This is a genomic window from Streptomyces sp. NPDC002577, assembly GCF_053594815.1.
In genome coordinates this window covers 118,604-133,984 of the sequence record NZ_JBSFWK010000011.1, presented here as the reverse complement: position 1 = coordinate 133,984, position 15,381 = coordinate 118,604, and the positions used below count along the sequence as shown (strand labels likewise).

The window sequence follows — 15,381 nt, the reverse complement described above, 5'->3', positions numbered from 1 at the left end:
GCTGCTTACTGCTTACCGCACAGCGAGACCAGCTTCTGCTCCTCGTCGGAGAGGCTGGGGCCGGGTGTCGGAGTGGGTGCGGTCGTGGACTTGTCGGTCGAGGACGCCGAAGGGTTCGGCGAGGGTGAGGCCTTCGTCACCACCGAGGTCTTGGTGGCGGTGGTGCTGGTGGTTCCCGTGGTGCCACCCGCCTGGCCCTCGCCGGTCTTGGCGTTCTCGCTGTCGGCCTTGCGGCGCTCGGCGTCCTTCTTGCACGCGGACGCCTGCACGGCCAGCTCCTCGACCTTGTCGCGGGCGTCGCCGAGGCTGCCCTCGGCGATGGTCGCCTCGACCTGCTTGCGCTGGTAGGGCGGCAGGTACTTGAGTTCGATGTCGGGGTGGTCCTTCTCGACCTTCGACAGCGAGACCCAGGCCAGGTCCTGGCTGATGCCGCGGTACAGCGCGACGTGCTCGTCGTTGGGCCCGACGTAGTACTGCGTCTGCGTCCAGCGGTAGCCGCCGTACAGGCCGCCGCCGATCACGGCGAGCGCCAGCACGCTGTAGAAGGATCTCTTGAGCCACCTGCGGCCTTTGCGCGGCTTGACGAAGTCGTCGTCCGAGTAGTCGCCGAAGCCGGGCTGGGGAACGTACCCGGTGATGTCGCCGCTGCCGGGCGGGCCGAACTCGCCGCCGCCCTGGCCGGGCGCCTGACGGCCGAGGCCCGACGCGCGGCCGGCGGGGGTCTGCATGGCGCTGTTGTCGTGCAGGTGGTGCTGGTTGTGCTGGTTCTCCGCGACCGCGCCGACCACCACCGGGGTGTCGGACAGCTGAGCGGCCAGGGTGTCGCCGCTGTCGATGTCGAGGACGTCGGCGATGATCACCGTGATGTTGTCCGGGCCACCGCCGCGCAGCGCGAGCTGGATGAGCTCCTGCACGGTCTCCTGCGGGCCCTGGTAGCTGGCGAGGGTGTCCTCCATCGTCTGATGGCTGACCACCCCGGACAGGCCGTCCGAGCAGATCAGGTACCGGTCGCCGGCGCGGACCTCACGGATCGACAGGTCCGGCTCGACGTGGTCGCCGCTGCCCAGCGCGCGCATCAGCAGGGAGCGCTGCGGATGGGTGGTGGCCTCCTCCTCGGTGATACGGCCCTCGTCGACGAGCCGCTGCACCCAGGTGTGGTCCTGTGTGATCTGCGTGAGTACGCCGTCACGCAGCAGATACGCGCGCGAGTCGCCGACGTGGACGAGACCGAGCCGCTGACCGGTCCACAGCAGGGCGGTCAGGGTGGTGCCCATGCCCTCGAGCTGGGGGTCCTCCTCGACCATCATCCGCAGCTGGTCGTTGGCCCGCTGCACGGCCGTGCCCAGCGACGTCAGGATGTCCGAACCCGGGACGTCGTCGTCGAGCGTGACGAGCGTGGAGATCACCTCGGAGCTGGCGACCTCGCCGGCGGCCTGGCCTCCCATGCCGTCGGCGATCGCGAGCAGACGGGGACCGGCGTAGCCCGAGTCCTCGTTGCCCTCGCGGATCATGCCTTTGTGCGATCCGGCGGCGAAGCGCAGTGACAGACTCATGCGCACCTCGCCCGTCGGCTCCGGGTACATCCGCACGGTGCCCACCCTCCGCTCGGGAGCACGCCGGCGTCCTGTGGCAGGACCACCGCGTCCGCTCGCTCGCTCCGCTCGCTCATTGTCGTACTACTTCCGCAGCTCGATGACGGTCTTGCCGATGCGGATCGGCGCGCCCAGCGGAATCGGTGTCGGTGTGGTCAGCCGGGCCCGGTCGAGATATGTGCCGTTGGTGGACCCGAGATCCTCGACGATCCACTGGCCGTCACGGTCGGGGTAGATCCTGGCATGCCTGCTGGACGCGTAGTCGTCGTCCAGCACGATCGTCGAGTCGTGCGCGCGGCCCAGGGTGATCGTCTGGGCCTGCAGCGCGACGGTGGTGCCGGTGAGGGTGCCCTCCGTGACGACCAGCTTGGTGGGGGCGTTGCGGCGCTGGCGGCCGCCGCCACCGCCCTGCTGGCGCTGCTGCGGCGGCGCGGCCTGGCGGGCGGCCGCTTGCGGCCGTGCGTTGTCACGGCGCGACCCGCGCTGGGTGACGCGCGTACCGAACAGGTCGCTACGGATGACCTGTACGGCCACGATCACGAACAGCCACAGAACGGCCAGGAAACCCAGCCGCATGACCGTCAGGGTCAGCTCTGACATTGCCCCCGCTTCACCCTTCGGCTTGCCGGTAAATGATGGTGGTGCTGCCCACGACGATCCGCGAGCCGTCGCGGAGCGTAGCGCGGGTGGTGTGCTGCCCGTCCACCACGATTCCGTTGGTGGACCCGAGATCCTGGATCGTCGAGGGCGTTCCGGTCCGGATCTCACAGTGCCGGCGCGAGACGCCGGGGTCGTCGATCCGCACATCGGCGTCGGTGCTGCGGCCCAGCACCAGCGTCGGGCGGGAGATCTGATGGCGGGTGCCGTTGATCTCGATCCAGCGCCGCACCTGGGCGCCCGGAAGCGGACCGGCGGCGGGCCGCTGGCCCATGGACGCCGGGGCCGGACGGCCGCCGGGCGGCGGCGAGGAAGGCATGGGAGGAGCACCGGCCGGCTGCGGCGGGTAACCACTCGCGGGCCCCGGGTAGCCGTAGCCGCCCGCCGCGGGCGCGCCGCGGCCACCGGGGGCCGGCGGCGCCGCAGGGGCGCGGCCGGGAGCCTGGGAGCTGCTGGAGGCGAGCGTGCGGCTGCGCACCCGGTACAGACCGGTGTCGAGGTCGTCGGCCTTCTCCAGGTGGACCTTGATCGGCCCCATGAAGGTGTAGCGCTGCTGCTTCGCGTAGTCGCGGACCATGCCGGCCAGCTCGTCGCCGAGCTGTCCCGCGTAGGGGCTCAGGCGCTCGTAGTCGGGCGCGCTCAGCTCCACGATGAAGTCGTTGGGGACGACCGTCCGCTCACGGTTCCAGATCGTCGCGTTGTTGTCGCACTCGCGCTGCAGCGCGCCTGCGATCTCGACGGGCTGGACCTCGGACTTGAACACCTTGGCGAAGGTGCCGTTGACCAGACCCTCGAGACGCTGCTCGAACTTCTTCAGGACTCCCATGGGGCACCTCCTCCTTCGTTGTCGCCCTGGTACTGCTTACAGATCGTATCCACGCGCCGGGAAATCGGCTGGTTCCCCTTGTCTGCCCGGACCATGAGTGTCGACCCTCACAAAACATGCCCTGGCGGAGCTGCCGGGATCCTTCCCGGACCTCGTCGAAGGCCCTTTCCGGACACCGGCCGGACGTCGTCCGGGCACCTGCGCGGCCTCCTCCTGGAACTCCTGCCAGGGCTCCCCTTCACGCCGGGGCTCCCCGTTGAACTCCGCTCTGACTGCTCGTTCCTGAACTGCTCATGTCGTTCCTGAACTGCTCGTGCTCGGCAACCCTCCGGACGCCTTGCCGGACCGCTCCACTGCGGCTCGGTGAAGTTCTCCGTCGAACGTTCCCGACAAAGGATCGTAGAGGGGGCCTGAGGACAGTGTCCCGCACCCGGCTCCGGACCTCGGCCACCGCCGGGGGTCCGGAGCGGGACCGGTACGAGGTTGGTACGCGGACGATGCGGATCCGCTGCCGATCCGCAGCCGCGGGGATGCCGGGCCGTGCAGCGGCGGTGCCGAGGCGGTGCAGATCCGGTGCCACGCCGGTGCTGATCCGGTGCCGGGGCGGGTGTCGGCGGGTGTCGGGACGACGGGCCGGTCGCCGGGGAACAAATGGGGTGGCCGGGAGTGCCGGGCAGCGTGCCGGTTGACGTGCGAGGGAGACGTTCCGGTCCGCCTGTGCCGGGGCGTGCGTGCGGGCCGGGAGCGGTGTGGGCCCGCGAGCGTGTGTGCGTGGTGCTTATGGAGATCGCGGGGACCACGGAGCCCCCGGAGACCGCCTGGTCCGGTGCCGTAGGCGGCGCCGCGGCCTCAGGGGCGTGCTCGGACCCCTCCCGTCGGCTGCTCGCGGATACGGATGTGAATCCACCCTGCGCAGCGTGCTAATCTTCTGCATGTCGGAAGGCGCTCGCAGCGAAAACGCGGGGCCGGAAGGCAACACCCAATGCGCGGGTGGCGGAATAGGCAGACGCGCTGGATTCAGGTTCCAGTGCCCGCAAGGGCGTGGGGGTTCAACTCCCCCCTCGCGCACCACTAGGAAGCGGGTCCCCGCCAGAGACGAAAGTCCTGGCGGGGACCCGCTTCTTGTGTTGTGTCCCACATGTGCTGACCGTCTCACTCGCTTCACTCGCTCTCGCCTGCTGCTGCATCTCGCTCTGTGTATGCGTATGTCGTTATGGCGGGGGCGGCTCGCTGAGGGGGTGGCGAGGGGAGGTGTGCGGCGAGAACCGGGCGGTGACGTAATTCACTGCTGAGACCGCTGTTGTCATGTACGCCACCGTGGGGGCGTGGAGTTTTCCACAACTGTGGAGTTGTCCACAGGCTCTGACGCCTTCCGGTCACCGGCGGTACGGTCATGGCCAGTTGATGTTCGTCCGCAAGGCGGCGAGACACGGGGGAGGCGGTCGCCGTGACCGAGATCACCAGGGAAGCCACGGACGTTCCCGGCCAGCGCGACGGCGAAACGGAGCGCGACGAAGCGGAAGCGCACCGGCTGAGCGGAGGCGGCGGACCCCGGGCGGCCCGGCTGCCGCGTGTGCGGGGATTCGCCGAATGGCCCGCGGAAGGATCGCCCAAGCAGGAGGGCAAGGCACTGCGCGGGCGTGTGCCCCGGTCCTCGCACGCGGAGTTCTCCGCCGACGGCGGCCGACCGGACGCGCCGACCGCCGTCCAGGAGTCCAACCACGGCAGGCTCCCCGAGCTCACTCCCATACGCGTGGGACGCATGGCCGCAACTCCCTTCGCCTTCCTGCGCGGTTCGGCCGGACTCATGGCGTACGACCTGGCACGCACGCCCCTCACCGGCGTCGGCGCACAGATATGCGGCGATGCGCACGCGGCCAACTTCGGGCTCTACGCGGACGCGCGCGGCGGCCTCGTCATCGACCTGAACGACTTCGACGAAACCGTGCACGGACCATGGGAGTGGGACGTCAAGCGGCTCGCCACATCGCTCGTCCTCGCCGGCCGCGAGGCGGGAGCGGACGAAGACACCTGCCGCAAAGCGGCCTTCGACGCCGCGGGCGCCTACCGGCGCACGATGCGCCTGCTGGCGAAGCTTCCGGTACTCGACGCGTGGAACGCCATCGCCGACGAGGAACTCGTCTCCCACACGGACGCGCACGACCTCCTCGGGACGCTGGAGCGCGTCTCCCAGAAAGCGCGGAACAACACCAGCGGCCGGTTCGCCGCCAAGTCCACCGAGCCCACGACCGACGGCGGACGCCGGTTCGTCGACGCCCCTCCCGTGCTGCGCCGCATACCCGACGCGGAGGCGGCCGCCGTGGCTGCCTCCCTCGGCGAGTACCTGGGCACCGTGTCCGCCGACCGCCTGCCGCTGCTCGCGCGGTACGCGATCCAGGACGTGGCGTTCCGGGTGGTCGGCACCGGCAGCGTCGGAACCCGCTCGTATGTGGTGCTGCTCCTCGACCACCGGGGCGAGCCCCTCGTGCTGCAGGTGAAGGAAGCCCGGCCGTCCGCCCTGCTGCCGCACCTGCCGGCCGCCGGCTTCAAGGTGCCGGAGGAGAACCACGAGGGACGCCGCGTGGTGCTCGGCCAGAAGCGGATGCAGGTGGTCAGCGACATCCTCCTGGGATGGACGACGGTCGACGGGCGGCCTTTCCAGGTACGGCAGTTCCGCAACCGGAAGGGCAGCGTGGACCCCGCGGCACTGGCCGCCGACCAGCTGGACGACTACGGCCGCATGACCGGCGCTCTGCTGGCCCGCGCCCACGCACACAGCGCCGACCCACGACTGATAGCCGGATACTGCGGCAAGACCGAGGAGCTGGACGAGGCGATCGCGCACTTCGCGGTGGCCTACGCGGACCGCACGGAAGCGGACCACGCGGAGCTGGTGACTGCCGTCACGGCGGGGAGGATGGCGGCGGAATTCGGGGTTTGAGGGGGCGGGGCGGGAGGGGGAGGGGCCCCCTCCCCGGGGCGTGTGACCTGCCGGTCCCGGCCCCTGCCTGCCCTTTCCTCCGGAGCCCTGGCCTCCCTCCCGTACCTGTGGCCTAGGCTGGCCCGGTGACCACCCCGGAAGCCGAGACGCCCCAGACCGAGCCGCCTGTGCAGGAGCCGCGGGAGCGGGCTGCCGAAAGTGAGCGGTCGGGTTCTGAGCGGCGGCGGCCCGAGGAGCGGCTCGAGCAGGCCGTGCGCAACGCTGAGCAGGCGCTGATCGAGTACGAGATCGCCGTCGAGACGTTCCGGGTCGAGGTGGAGAACTTCTCCCGGCTGCACCACCAGAAGCTCGGTCCGATGTACGCACGCCTCGACGAGCTCGATGCGCAGATCGCCGAGGCCCGAGCGGCCCGTACCGGGGATCCCGAGGATCTGCGCCGGGCCCACGAGGCGCGGGCACGGGTGATGCCGATGCCGGCGGTCGAAGAGCTGTTCCACGACTGGATGGACTCGGAAGGGCTGCGCCCGGAGGCTGTGGCGATGCTCACGGACCAGTCGGTCAGGCCGCCGCAGCGCGTACGCCCGAGCGACGAGGCCCGCAAGCTCTACCGCGAGCTGGCGCGCAAGGCGCATCCCGATCTGGCGGACGATGACCGGGAGAGAGAGCGGCGTGACGAGTTCATCTCACGGGTCAACGCCGCGTATGCACGTGGTGACGAGGCGTTGCTGAGGGAGCTGGCCGAGGAGTGGGCCGCGGGGCCGGTGCCCGCCGAACGGCAGCCCAGCCCCGCCGAGGAGCTGTATGCCCGTCTCGAGTGGCTGGCGCAGCGCAAGGAGCTGCTGACTGTGGTCGCCCGCGAGCTCGAGGAGGGCGCGATCGGATCGATGCTGCGCCTGGCGCCTGACGATCCGGACCGGCTGCTGGACGAGATCGCCGAGCAGCTGCTGGCAGAGGTCGCGGAGCGCGAGGCGGAGCTGGCGGGGCTGCTGGCCGGTTAGAGGCAGCGCAGCACTTGAGCAGCCGGCCGCCGGAGCAGCTTGTCGCGCTGCCCGCTGTGCGGCCGTGAAGAGGTCAGGCTCGGTCGGGTAGCGTCGGGGTCATGCAATTCGGATCTGGTGTGCCCACGGTCGAGGTCGGCGAGGTGTCGGCCGAGGACTTCCTGCTGGATGTCCGCGAGGACGACGAATGGGAGGCGGGTCACGCCGAGGGGGCGCTGCACATCCCCATCAGTGAGTTCGTGGCCCGGTACGGCGAGCTGGCCGAGGCGGCGCCGCAGGACGGCAGGGTTCATGTGATCTGCCGGTCCGGCGGGCGTTCGGCGCAGGTCACGATGTACCTCGTGCAGCAGGGCATCGACGCGGTGAACGTCGACGGCGGTATGCAGGTCTGGGCTGCCTCCGGTCGTCCGGTCGTGGACGCCAAGGGGCAGCCGGGTTTCGTGCTCTAGGGCTCTGCGCTGTCTGTGGGCGGAGGCCGTCTGCCCGGAGCGAGGTCGCCCGCCGGGCTGTTCGGCGGCGGGTCAGCCCAGTGCGTGGGCGGCGAGCAGGTCGCCCAGTGCTTCCTCGTGTGCCGCGGCCGGGCCGAGTGACAGTTCGAGGTGTTTGGCCCAGGCGTGGTAGCGGTGCAGCGGGTAGTCGGTGTCGGCGCCGAAGCCGCCGTGCAGATGCTGGGCGGTCTGTACGACCCGTCGTACGCCGTCGGAAGCCCAGGTCTTGGCGACCGCCACGTCGCCCGCTGCCGGGAGCGCGCCGCCCGCGGACGTGCTGATCCGCCAGGCGGCCTGCCAGAGGGTGGCCTCCATCGCGCGCAGGTCGATGTAGCGGTCGGCGGCCTGCACGGCGACGGCCTGGAAGGTGGCGATCGGGAAGCCGAACTGCTCGCGTTTGCCGGTGTATTCGCTGGTCATGGCGAGCACGCGTTCGCCGACGCCCAGCGCCAGCGCGCAGGTGCCGGTGGCGAGGAGGTTTCGTAGCCGCTCCCAGGCGCCTTCGGCTTCGATGACGTCGCGGGCGCGGAGGCGTACGGAGTCCAGGCGCAGTTCGCCGAGGCGTTCGCCGTTCGTCGAGACCTGTTCGGCGAGCTCTGTGCCTTCGTGGCCGCGGGGGACGAGCGCCAGAACGGTGCGCCCTTCGCCGGTGTGCCCGGGGACGAGGACGAGATCGGCGTTCTGCGCCCAGGGAACGGCTGTCTGGACGCCGTCCAGCACCCATGCGTCGCCGTCCCGCTCGGCGGTGACGGCGAGTTCGGCCGGGTCGTGGCCGGTACGGCCGCCCGCGGCGACGGTCAGGACGAGGTCGCCGCGGGCGGCCCGCGGGAGTATGTCGTGCTTCAGTTCGTCGTCGCCGTGGGTCTGTACGGCGTATGCCGCGGCGCTGTTCTCCAGCAGCGGGACACGGGCGAGCACCTTCGCGGATTCCCGCAGTACGAGGCAGAGGGCGATGGCGTCGAGGCCGGCGCCGCCGTACTCGGGTTCGAGGAGCAGGCTCAGCAGATCCGTGTCGGCGAGCCTGGCCCACAGCGCCCGGTCGAGGTCCTCGGCGACGGCGCCCGGGGTGAGGGCAGGGCTGCGTACGGCGTCCGGCGTGACTCCGGCGAACACCGCTTGTGCCGCCTCTGCGGCCGCCTGCTGTTCCTCGGTGAAGGTGAAGTCCACAGCCTGTCCTCCCGCGATACGGCGATCGATTGTGGGCCCGGGCACTGGCGGTCGAGCTGGGCGATCGATCCGGGTGACGGATCTGACGGTGCGTCAAGATAGAACATGTTCTATGAGAAGGGAACGGTGCAAGCGGTTTCCGGAGCCGCATCGCTCGGCGCCGTAAGGTGTCAACCCTGTGGACAACGTCACGGACCGCTGTGCCGGGCGGCCGGACCTGGGTACCGTCCGGTGCGAAAAGTCGGCAATCGGGGATCGGGGCGGAATGGACGCGTACGACAAGGGCTCGAGCGCCTGGGACGCCCGGCCCGCCACGTCCTCCTCTGAACAGGCCGCTCTCATACCTGCCCCGGCTCAGCCGCCGTCCCCGCCTCCTCCGCCTTTCGAAGCTCCGCCGCCACCTCCCGGCCTGCCCCGGGCCGGAATAGCAGCGCTCTCGTTCCGCTACCAGATCGTCGCCGCGCTGGCGCTCGGGACAGTCGCGCTCGCGGCGTGTGTGCATCTCGCGATGGTGTTTCTGCACGTCGCTCCGGCGAACACCGTCACCAAGCAGCACGGGCAGGCGATCAACGACTGGATATATCCAGAGTTCGAGCAGAACTGGAAACTCTTCGCCCCCAATCCCCTGCAGCAGAACATATCGGTGCAGGCGCGGGCCGAGGTCCGTACCGCGGACGGAGCCGTCCGGACGACCGACTGGTACGACCTGTCCGCGCAGGACGGAGCCGCCATCGACGGCAACCTGCTGCCGAGCCACATCCAGCAGAACGAACTGCGCCGGGCCTGGGATTTCTACGCCTCCTCGCACGACGCCGAGGACCGTCCGGCCGGCATGCGTGGTGATCTTTCAGAGCGCTACATACGCCGCATCGTCGTCCTGCGTCTCGACCGCGAGAAGCCCGTCGGCCGGGGCGCTGTCATCGAGCGCGTACAGGTCCGTTCGAGGACGGCCAATGTGGCGCCGCCCGACTGGAGCGACGAGAAGATCGACACCCGGCCCCTGTTCCGTGAGCTCCCCTGGTGGCGGGTGACGCCGGACGACGTGCCTCTGGGCCTGGACACGGAGACGGGGACGGGGACGGAGACGAAGGTGAGCGCCCCGTGAACCGTCTCGACGGCTTCAACCGATTCGACCGTCTCCACCGCCTCGAGCGGCCGGTCGCGTCGCTCGCGCGCGGCGTCGCGCGCGTCACGGCTACCGCACTCGGCCCGTACCAGACCGCGGTGATCCGTATCGGCTTCTCCGCCACCTGGCTGCTGTTCCTTCTGCGTGAGCTGCCGAACCGCCGTGAGCTGTACGGGCCCGACGGCCCGTGGGACTGGGACATGGCCCAGCAGCTCACCGCGAGCAATCACGCCTTCACGGCGCTGATGTGGTCCGACAGCGGGCTGTGGTTCGAGACGGTCTACGTGCTGGCGATGCTCTCCAGTGCCCTGCTGCTGGTCGGCTGGCGCACCCGCACCATGTCCGTGCTGTTCATGGTCGGGGTGCTGTCGCTGCAGAACCGCAGCATTTTCATGGGTGACGGCGGCGACAACGTCATTCACCTCATGTCGGTCTATCTGGTGCTCACGCGCTGCGGGCAGGTCTGGTCGCTGGATGCGCGACGGCTGCGGCGCTCGCAGGCGGCACGCGCGCGTGGCGCGCGTTCCGGGGACGACGAAACCGGGAGTTTGCGGGACGAGGGCCACGACAGGGTCGGGCCGGTCCTGTGGTGGGTGCTCGGGCTCGCGCTCTGCGTCGTGACGCTCATGGGCGAGCTCCGCTGGGGCTGGCTGCTGGTCTTCTGGGGCCTGTGGGCCGTGCACGGCCTGTGGTGGGCCGTGGGGCGACGCGCACCGGGCGGAGAGCCGCGTCTGCTCCTCGACGTCGTCGCGAATCTCGTCCACAACGCCGCCCTCCTCGTGATCATGGCCGAGGCCTGTCTGATCTACGCCACCGCGGGCTGGTACAAGGTCCAGGGCAGCCGCTGGCAGGACGGCACCGCGGTCTACTACCCGCTCCGGCTCGAGTACTTCTCGCCCTGGCCCGCCCTCTCCGACGCGCTCGCCGCCCACGGCACCCTCGTGATGCTGATGACGTACGGGACGGTCGCGGTCCAGGTGGCCTTTCCGTTCACCCTCTTCAACCGGCGCGTCAAGAACGTCCTGCTGGCAGCCATGATGTGCGAGCACACCGTCATCGCCGTCGTGCTCGGCCTGCCGTTCTTCTCGCTCGCGATGATCACCGCCGATGCGGTCTTCCTGCCGACGTCGTTCCTCAGGCGCGTGGGCGGATGGGTGGCACGCGCGCGTGGAGCGCTGTTTCCGCACGGGCGCGGGTCGAGGCGGGAACGCCGGCTGCCGGGACAGCGCCGGGGCGAGCAGCCGGACCCGGAAAGCGTGGAGCACGCGCGCGTAGGCTTCACGGCATGAACGAGCCCTCTGTTCCAGCCGCCACCGCGACCTCGCCCACGGACGCGGTGCGCATCTGGCGAGGGCTCGCCGACACAGCCGTACTGCTCGACGGGTTCCACGCCCTCAAGCACGCCGTGCGCTTCGGCGCGCAGATCCCCGTCGCCCTGACCAGCGACCGGGCGGCCGTGCTCGGCCTGGCCGATGACCTCGCCCCGGACCTGCGGGATCCGCTCGGTGCGCTGCTGGTCGAGGTCGCGGACGAGACGCTGCGGGGCCTCGTCCCACGCATCCACCCCACCGGTGTGGCCGCTCTGGCCGTACGTCCCTCGCGTACCGCCAACCTGGAGGCGCTGACGCTTATGCCTCGGCCGGCGCCGGTCGTGGTGCTCGACAACCCCCGTAACCTCGGCAACGCCGGAGCGGTCGTCCGCCTCGCCGCCGGATTCGGCGCGACGGGTGTGGTGACCACGGGCAGCCTCGACCCCTGGCATCCGACGGTCGTCCGCGGTGGCGCAGGGCTGCACTTCGCCACGGCGGTGGAGCACGTGGACGTCGCCGATCTGCCGCCGGGGCCGTTGTTCGCGCTCGACGCGGAGGGCGAGGACATCCGCGGCCTGAAGATCCCGGACAACGCGGTCCTCGCCTTCGGCTCCGAGCGGAGCGGGCTGTCCGGCGAAGTCCGCGCCCGGGCGGACCATCTGGTGTCCCTGCCGATGCGCCCCCAGGTCTCCAGCTACAACCTGGCGACCAGCGTGGCCATGACCCTCTTCCACTGGTCCGCGAGCGGACCGGCACTCGGCGGCACGGAAGGGAAAATGTGACGTTCGTACGACTGTCTCGTTGGAACTGTTGCGCGGAGACAGTTGGAGTATGTGGCGTCGAGGGCTTTCGGTGGATGTTGCCGGTGCGTGGGCTGCGGCCGGTGAGTGAGTACGTGGGCATGGGTGAGCCGATCTCCGCTCCTGGGGCCGGGATGAGGTCCGCCTTCGCCCCTGGGCGTGCATAGGGGGCATCCCAGTCATGCCCGTAGGGCCCTCACCGGAGGGCCCCTGTGCCCTGTGGAGGGCCACACCCATGTACAGCGAAGAGTCCTTGCTGGACTCGCGCAGCGTCCGCGGCACGCTTGCCGATCGGACCGACGTACTCGACGACGTGAAGCGCCTGCCGCTGCTTCCCGACGGCGAGCATCTGACGGCCGCCATGCTGGCCGACTACTTCGAGGTCGACGCGGTCGTGCTGCGACGCGTCGTCCGCAAGCACGCGGGGGAGCTGGCCGGGTACGGCTACCGGCAGCTGCAAGGAGAGGAGTTGAAAGAGTTCCAGGCGGTGAACATGCCACATCGCACGGTGGTCGGACGTGGCCTCGGAGTGTTCACCGTTCGCACAGCGTTCGTGCTTGCCATGCTTTTGCGTACCAGCGAGGTGGCTCATGCCGTGCGTGGGGTCCTTCTGGAGTCGCTGGGCATGGCGCCTGAAGAGGGTGCGGTCAGGCCAACGGCCATCAGTGTCGCGTTTCCGCACACTGGACAGCCAGTCCGTGTCGTGCTGATCGACGGGACGCCGTGGTTCGCCACCACCGACCTCTGCGACATCCTCGGTCTCACCAATCCCAGCATGGCGCGTAAGTCGGTGGAGCCTGAGGACACTCAAACGGTCCTCCTTGATGTCGCGACCCTAAGCAGTACTGAGGGTGTCGGACTTCACGCAGGTCAGACCGCGTACGCGCGCGATCCAGATCGACTGAACGTGGTCAGTGAAGCGGGCCTCTACACGCTGATCATGAAGTCTCGTAAGCCCGCCGCCAAACCCTTCCAGCGCTGGGTCACCGCAGAGCTCCTCCCCTCCATCCGCCGCGGCGACGCCGACCTCGGCCACCACCAGGCCCGTATGGCCGAGACCCTCGCCGACGCCATCGGCCGGCAGGTCCACGTCGTCGCCGACGTCGGTCAGGCCGTCGACCAGGACATCACCGTGCTGTCCGACGGCACTGTCCGCTGCCGCCACGGTGAGATGGAGATCTGCTTCCCGACGCGCGCGGAGGACAGCGGGCCGCCCTTCGGTCCGTACTACCGGTGCCCGGAGGTGGAGCGGGTCGGTATCCGGGGCAGTCGGCCCATCCGGCCCTGCGGGACGATCAAGTTCGTCGATGTCGTACGGCGCCTCAAGGACCCGGAGGACGTACCCGCGCCCCGGGTGCCCGAGCCCGATGTCGCCCATGTCGCCGATATCGATGGCCTGTTCCTCACCATCGGGGGCGCGCGTGTGCACGGGTCGGCGCGGCAGATCGCCGGGGTGCTGCGGGAGATGGGCGTGGTGATCAAGCGGGACGAGTAGGGAGCCTGGTGATCAAGCGCGACTAATAGTGGGTCGCGCTGAGGGTCGCGACCGTCGGTTCACGTACGGGTCGCGACCCTCCCAGGTCAGCGCGGGTGATCCCCGCGACCCACTCTCGTCACGCCTCCCGCCGGACCTCCACCACCCGGAACCGGTTCGCCACGAACGCCCCGTCGCACAGGGCCGAGTTCGCCGCCGGGTTGCCGCCCGAGCCGTGGAAGTCGGAGAACGCGGCGGTCTGGTTGACATACACGCCGCCCGTGAGGTTCAGGGACAGCTGGGCGCACTCCTCCAGGCAGGCCTCCTCGATCGCCTGGGCGACCTCGTCCGACGTCGTGTACGCGCCGACGGTCATCGCTCCCTTGTCGCGGACCGTGCGCCGCAGCAACTCCACCGCGTCCGCCGCCGAGTCGACCGCCACGGCGAAGGAGACCGGGCCGAAGCACTCGCTCATGTAGGCCGCCTCGTCGTCCGGCTTGGCCCCGTCGAGCTTCACGATCAGCGGCGTACGGACCACGGCGCCGGGGAAATCGGGGTTGGTGATCTCCCGTGCGGGCAGGGCGACTTCGCCCAGATCGGACGCCGCTTCCAGGCGGGCCTTCACGTCCGGGTTGACCAGGGCACCCAGGAGCGCGTTGGCGCGTGCGTCGTCGCCCAGCAGGCCGCTCACCGAGGCGGCAAGGTCGGCCACGACCTCGTCGTAGGTCTTGTGGCCGGCGTCCGTGCTGATCCCCTCGCGCGGGATGAGCAGGTTCTGCGGGGTGGTGCACATCTGGCCGCTGTAGAGGGACAGGGAGAAGGCGAGGTTGGCCAGCATGCCCTGGTAGTTGCCGGTCGACTCGACGACGACCGTGTTGACGCCGGCCTTCTCCGTGTAGACCTGCGCCTGGCGGGCGTTGGTCTCGAGCCAGTCGCCGAACGCCGTCGAGCCCGTGTAGTCGATGATCTTGATTTCGGGGCGTACGGCGAGGGTCTTGGCGATGCCCTCCCCCGGCCGTTCGGCGGCCAGGGCCACCAGGTTCGGGTCGAAGCCCGCTTCGGCGAGCACCTCGCGGGCCACCTGCACGGTGAGTGCGAGAGGGAGCACCGCGCGAGGGTGCGGCTTGACCAGCACGGCGTTTCCGGTGGCCAGGGAGGCGAAGAGGCCCGGGTAGCCGTTCCAGGTGGGGAAGGTGTTGCAGCCGATCACCAGGGCGATGCCGCGCGGCACGGCCGTGAACTGCTTGGTCAGCGCGAGTGGGTCCCGCTTGCCCTGCGGCTTGGTCCACTCCGCGGTGTCCGGGGTCCTGGCCTGCTCCACGTACGCGTACGCCACCGCTTCGAGGCCGCGGTCCTGGGCGTGCGGGCCGCCCGCCTGGAACGCCATCATGAAGGCCTGTCCGCTGGTGTGCATGACCGCGTGCGCGAACTCGTGCGTACGGTCACTGATCCGGGCCAGGATCTCCAGACACGTCACCGCACGCATCTCCGCGCCCGCGTCCCGCCACGCGCGCATGCCCGCGCGCATCGCGGGCAGCAGGGCGTCGATGTCGGCATGCGGATAGGTGATGCCCAGCTCCGGTCCGTACGGCGAGACCTCGCCGCCGGTCCAGTCGTCGGTGCCCGGCTGGCCGAGATCCATGCGGCTGCCCAGAAGGGCGTCGAAGGCGGCCTTGCCTTCGGCCGCACCGAGGCTGCCGTTCTCGCCGTAGGCCTTGGGGTGCTCGGGGTGCGGGGACCAGTACGCGCGCGTGCGGATCGTTTCCAGCGCCTGGTCGAGAGTGGGCCGGTGCTTGTCGATCAGCTCGTGCGCGGTGAGTTCGGCGGTCATCGGGGACCAACTCCTCCTCGGACCGGCTCGTCGTCGAGCCGGCGGGCTGGGCGGTGGGCGAGTGGACTGCTGAGCGGAGTGAGCCGCCGGGGAAAAGCGAGCGGCTGGGCAGGAACGGACGGACAGAGCTAGAGTAACCGAACGATCGGTCGGGACAAGGGGGACCGCCGA

General features: G+C 70.2%; 12 protein-coding genes and 1 tRNA gene. 8 read left to right on the top strand and 5 right to left on the bottom strand.

Going from position 1 to position 15,381, the window contains the following annotated elements; translation table 11 throughout:
* Window positions 1–5: 5 nt before the first annotated feature.
* From ACWD4J_RS17735 to ACWD4J_RS17725, 3 genes are all read right to left on the bottom strand, one after another.
* Window positions 6–1,553, bottom strand: a complete 1,548-nt coding sequence (locus tag ACWD4J_RS17735) for a Stp1/IreP family PP2C-type Ser/Thr phosphatase (RefSeq protein WP_451396300.1) — start codon at window positions 1,551–1,553, stop codon at window positions 6–8.
* A gap of 123 nt (window positions 1,554–1,676) precedes the next feature.
* On the bottom strand, window positions 1,677–2,192 hold the full coding sequence (locus tag ACWD4J_RS17730; protein ID WP_451396299.1) for an FHA domain-containing protein FhaB/FipA: 516 nt from the start codon (window positions 2,190–2,192) through the stop codon (window positions 1,677–1,679).
* 10 nt (window positions 2,193–2,202) lie between these two features.
* Window positions 2,203–3,075 (bottom strand): FhaA domain-containing protein, encoded by an 873-nt coding sequence (locus ACWD4J_RS17725; protein ID WP_451396298.1) that lies wholly within the window; start codon window positions 3,073–3,075, stop codon window positions 2,203–2,205.
* 984 nt (window positions 3,076–4,059) lie between these two features.
* Between ACWD4J_RS17725 and ACWD4J_RS17720 the strand changes: the two genes are divergently transcribed.
* From ACWD4J_RS17720 to ACWD4J_RS17705, 4 genes are all read left to right on the top strand, one after another.
* Window positions 4,060–4,146: transfer RNA gene (locus ACWD4J_RS17720), tRNA-Leu, on the top strand.
* Between the two features lie 460 nt (window positions 4,147–4,606).
* Window positions 4,607–6,016, top strand: coding sequence for a DUF2252 domain-containing protein (locus ACWD4J_RS17715; protein WP_451396371.1), 1,410 nt, complete (start codon window positions 4,607–4,609; stop codon window positions 6,014–6,016).
* Window positions 6,017–6,141: 125 nt separating this feature from the next.
* Window positions 6,142–7,014, top strand: coding sequence for a hypothetical protein (locus ACWD4J_RS17710; RefSeq protein ID WP_451396297.1), 873 nt, complete (start codon window positions 6,142–6,144; stop codon window positions 7,012–7,014).
* Between the two features lie 119 nt (window positions 7,015–7,133).
* Window positions 7,134–7,463: a rhodanese-like domain-containing protein gene (locus ACWD4J_RS17705; protein ID WP_451396370.1), complete on the top strand. Its 330-nt coding sequence runs from the start codon at window positions 7,134–7,136 to the stop codon at window positions 7,461–7,463.
* Window positions 7,464–7,535: 72 nt separating this feature from the next.
* On the opposite strand, the gene ACWD4J_RS17700 is transcribed toward ACWD4J_RS17705, so the two are convergent.
* Complete coding sequence (locus tag ACWD4J_RS17700; RefSeq protein WP_451396296.1) at window positions 7,536–8,669, bottom strand: acyl-CoA dehydrogenase family protein; 1,134 nt, start codon at window positions 8,667–8,669, stop codon at window positions 7,536–7,538.
* Between the two features lie 265 nt (window positions 8,670–8,934).
* Between ACWD4J_RS17700 and ACWD4J_RS17695 the strand changes: the two genes are divergently transcribed.
* The 4 genes from ACWD4J_RS17695 (at window position 8,935) to ACWD4J_RS17680 (ending at window position 13,400) form a co-directional block, all read left to right on the top strand.
* Window positions 8,935–9,774, top strand: a complete 840-nt coding sequence (locus tag ACWD4J_RS17695) for a DUF5819 family protein (RefSeq protein WP_451396295.1) — start codon at window positions 8,935–8,937, stop codon at window positions 9,772–9,774.
* The gene (locus tag ACWD4J_RS17690) at window positions 9,771–11,084 is read left to right on the top strand and encodes an HTTM domain-containing protein (protein WP_451396294.1); all 1,314 of its coding nucleotides are present in this window, start codon (window positions 9,771–9,773) and stop codon (window positions 11,082–11,084) included. Before ACWD4J_RS17695 ends, ACWD4J_RS17690 begins: the two co-directional genes overlap by 4 nt.
* Window positions 11,081–11,887, top strand: coding sequence for a TrmH family RNA methyltransferase (locus ACWD4J_RS17685; RefSeq protein WP_451396293.1), 807 nt, complete (start codon window positions 11,081–11,083; stop codon window positions 11,885–11,887). The genes ACWD4J_RS17690 and ACWD4J_RS17685 overlap by 4 nt, the downstream gene beginning before the upstream one ends.
* A gap of 253 nt (window positions 11,888–12,140) precedes the next feature.
* Complete coding sequence (locus tag ACWD4J_RS17680) at window positions 12,141–13,400, top strand: BRO-N domain-containing protein (RefSeq protein ID WP_451396292.1); 1,260 nt, start codon at window positions 12,141–12,143, stop codon at window positions 13,398–13,400.
* A 118-nt stretch (window positions 13,401–13,518) separates the two neighbouring features.
* Here ACWD4J_RS17680 and paaN read toward each other — a convergent pair whose 3' ends face one another.
* A complete protein-coding gene (paaN, locus tag ACWD4J_RS17675; protein ID WP_451396291.1) occupies window positions 13,519–15,210 on the bottom strand; it encodes a phenylacetic acid degradation protein PaaN in 1,692 nt (563 codons plus the stop codon).
* Window positions 15,211–15,381 lie beyond the last annotated feature (171 nt).